We start from the raw sequence: 3,505 nt of genomic DNA, 5'->3' as shown, positions 1-3,505 counted from the left end.
CCCCCGTCCCACCCACCGGACAGGTGGCGCTACACCAGCCACGCACCCACACCAGCGGGCCGCCGCAGGCATCAGGGGCGCGGGGAACTGCGCGAACGCCCCCACCGGCCCGCAGGTGGAAACGATGGCCCCGCCACATCAAGGGGCGCGGGGAACTGCGCGCCAAGCCCCCACCGGCCGCGCGGAACAGCGAAACCTCACGCACCCCCGAAAGGGGCGCGGGGAACTGCGCACAGAGGGCAGCACCGGCACCCCGGCGACAAGGAGCGCGGGGAACTGCGCACGAGCAGCGTCACCGGCCCCCGGTGACAAGGGGCGCGGGGAACTGCGCGACCGGCCCCCACCAGGCCGTGCGTGGCAAGGCGCCGTCAGGACACCGCGGCCTCGTCGGGGTCGCGGACGCCGAAAAGGGCCGTCAGCCCCAGGTGCGCGAGCAACGCTCCCAGCGGCCACGCCAGCAACGCGGCCTTCGCGTTCAGCTCCAGCGGCCCGGAGAACGTGACCCCCTTGCCCACTTCCTTCGCGTGGGCGACGAGATCGGACGTCGGCCCGAGCCACATCCCGACCCGCCACGCCAGCACCGCGCCGAGCAGGCTGCCGAGCCCGAGCCCCACCACCAGCGGCACCCCGCCCCGCCGCCGCCACGCGAACACGGCGACAGCGCTGACGAGCCCGAACGCCAGTGCGAGCAGGGTGAACGTTCCGTCGACGGCGACGACCTGCTCGCCCTCGGGGTCCTTGGCGTACACGTACCACGTGCCGTCGACCTCGTCGCCGACCCTCGGCACGTGCGGCGCGAGCCACCACCAGAGCACGCCGAGCAGCACGCCGAGCACGGCGACGGCCACCGCCACCACGGCGCCTTCACGCAGTTCGGTCTTCATGCCGGGCCCGTCCTGTCCGTACGCGACACCGTGCGGCCCGGCCGGATACCCGTATCCGGCCGGCCCGGCGGGCCCGGCGGACGTCGGGTGCTGGGACTGGTCATGGGGGCGCGGAGTCAGCGGTGCGGTCACCCCCACATCGTGCCAGGTGCGTCCCGGCGGCGCGTCACCGGACGGCGGCCCGGCGGTACGCCCAGGTCGCGACGGCCAGCGAGGCGACGCCGACACCGGCGCAGACGGCGAGGTCGCCGAGGACGAGCCCCCAGTGCGGGTGGGTGCCGAAGGTGCGGGCCAGGGCGTCGACGCCGTACGTCGACGGCAGCAGGTCACGGGCCAGCCGGACGATCTCCGGCATCCGGTCGGGCGGCAGCACACCCAGCAGCAGCGCGGCGGACATGCCGAGCTGGCCGAGGAGGGTGGCGAGTTCCGGGCGGGGCGCGAGCAGCCCGCAGGCGGCGCCGAGGCCGGACAGCGCGGCGCCCGCGAGGGGGATCACCGCGGCCAGCACCCACAGGTGGGTGAGAGGCAGGCCGAAGAGCAGGCTGCCGAAGACGGCGGTGACGACGGTGCCGGGCACGGTGAAGGAGGCATAGGCGGCAGCGGCGCCCAGCACGACCGCGGCGGGCGGCACGGGCAGCGTGGCGTAGTGGTCGAGGCCGCCGCTGGCGCGGAGCTGCCCGAAGTACTGGGCGAGGAGGTTCAGCGCGACGAACGCGACGACGAGGACGGCCGAGCCGGCGACGGCGGACTCGGCTTCGCTGCCGCCGTCCACGATGCCCCGCATCATGATCAGGATGCCGACGGACTGGAACGTCGCCACGAAGAGGAGCGGGATGCGCGCGACCCGGGCCCGGGAGAGCTGGGCTCGGTAGACGGCGCCCAGCGCGGGCCACAGGCGGGCGCGGGGGGCCAGTTCGGCCTCGTCGCGGGCCGGCTCGGACACGCCCCGGGTGCTGCCGCTCGACAGGACCTCGGCGGGTACGACACTCACCTGGAGCTGCTCCCTTTCACTGTGGCTGTCCCTGTGGCCGTCCCCGTGACTGCGCTCATGCCTTGACCAGTCCCTGCCGTGCGGCGCCCCCGAGCGCCAGGTAGACGTCCTCCAGGCTGGGCGTGGCCAGGGTGAAGTCGTCGAGGGCGGCGAAGGCGGCGCCGCCGGTGACGGTGGCGACCACGGTACGCGCTTCCTCGGGGGCGAGGCGGAGGGTCCAGCGGCGGCCGGACTCGGCGGCCCGGTCGTGCAGGGCGGCGACCTCGGGGACGTCGAGGGGTGCTTTCACGCGCCAGACCAGTTCGACGCGGACCTCTCCGGCGACCTGTTCCTTCAGCCCTGCGGGCGTGTCGCAGGCGATGATGCGGCCCTGGTCGAGGACGGCGACGCGGTCGAGGACGGTCTCGGCCTCGATCACGTTGTGGGTGACGAGGAGGACGGTGGTGCCGCGTTCGGCGCGGCGCCGGTCGACCGCCGACCAGACGGCCCGGCGGGCGACGGGGTCCATGCCGGTGGTGGGTTCGTCGAGGACGAGCAGGGGCCGTTCCCCGACGAGGGCGGTGGCGAAGCAGGCCAGGCGGCGCTGGCCGCCGGAGAGCTTCTTCAGGGGGCGGCCGGCGATGGGGGCGAGGCCGAGTTCGTCGAGGACGGCGTCGCGTTCGGCGCGGGCCCGCCCGGCGTCGAGGCCGCGCAGCCGGGCGGTGGTCTCGGCGGCGAGGGCGACGGTCAGCTCGTCGAGCGCGGTGGACTCCTGGCCGAGGTAGGCGAGGATGCAGGCGGCGCGCTCGGGGTGGCGGACGATGTCGTGGCCGAGGATCTCCACGCTGCCGGAGTCGGGCCGCATCAGCCCGGTCAGCTGGCGGACGAGGGTGGTCTTGCCGGCCCCGTTCGGGCCGAGGAGGCCGAAGATCTCGCCGCGGCGGATGTCGAGCCGTACGCCGTCGGTGGCGCGGACGGCGGGCGTGCCGGGGGTGCCCCGGCGGGCGCGGACGGCCGGGTAGGTCTTGGTCAGGCCGCGTACGGCGCACACGACATCGTCCGTGGGGCGGATCGTCGTCGGTGCGGGGCGCGTACTCACAAAGGACGAGACTACGGGGTCGGCGGGCGCCGGCTGCCCGCGGGGCGGTTTTCCGCCGCCCGTCATTCGGTGGCGGGGCCGTGTTCCGCGGCGGTGCGGACGCCGATCTCGCGCCAGAAGCCCGCCCGGATGGCGTACCGGTCGTGTTCGTCGATCTGGTCGTCCTTGTGGGCGAGCAGCCCGAAGCGGGCGGCGTAGCGCAGCAGCTCGCCGTCGATGCGGTGCGGGATGCGGGGGTACATGCCCGACAGGCGCTGGAGGTGGATCTGGTCGCCGAGGCGGGACATCCAGCGGCGGGCGAAGACCTGCCCGACCTCGAAGGGGTCGCCGCCGACGGTGGTGATGTCCTCCTCGCGGTCGGCCCAGCGCTGTTCGGCGGTGGTGAGCTGGGCGAGGGTGGGCATGGCTGCGGCCTCGGGCGGTTCGGCGGGGACGCCGGGCCGGTCGACCCAGCCCTTGTCGGAGGACCAGCGCAGGGTGGCGGTGGCGGGCTGCTGCACGGGCGGTGCGCCGGCCCGCAGCTCGGCGAGGTCCTTGGGGGTGGGGACGCTG

The 3,505-nt window shown here is 75.1% G+C and carries 3 protein-coding genes and 1 pseudogene; all 4 read right to left on the bottom strand.

The window, feature by feature from the left end; translation table 11 throughout:
* Positions 1-368: 368 nt before the first annotated feature.
* Positions 369-1,016 carry an AAA family ATPase gene (locus MTQ10_RS29055; RefSeq protein ID WP_247473369.1) on the bottom strand — a complete coding sequence of 216 codons (648 nt, stop codon included), beginning with the start codon at positions 1,014-1,016 and terminating at the stop codon, positions 369-371.
* A gap of 34 nt (positions 1,017-1,050) precedes the next feature.
* The gene (locus tag MTQ10_RS29050) at positions 1,051-1,875 is read right to left on the bottom strand and encodes an ABC transporter permease (RefSeq protein WP_247473367.1); all 825 of its coding nucleotides are present in this window, start codon (positions 1,873-1,875) and stop codon (positions 1,051-1,053) included.
* A gap of 55 nt (positions 1,876-1,930) precedes the next feature.
* Positions 1,931-2,905, bottom strand: a complete 975-nt coding sequence (locus MTQ10_RS29045) for an ABC transporter ATP-binding protein (protein ID WP_247473370.1) — start codon at positions 2,903-2,905, stop codon at positions 1,931-1,933.
* Positions 2,906-3,015: 110 nt separating this feature from the next.
* A pseudogene (locus MTQ10_RS29040) lies at positions 3,016-3,505 on the bottom strand (NYN domain-containing protein); the annotation flags it as partial.

The organism is Streptomyces sp. XM83C, assembly GCF_023072675.1.
GTDB lineage: Bacteria > Actinomycetota > Actinomycetes > Streptomycetales > Streptomycetaceae > Streptomyces > Streptomyces thermocoprophilus.
Note: the sequence above shows the minus strand (reverse complement) of the source record. Positions and strands in the feature narration are given on the sequence as shown.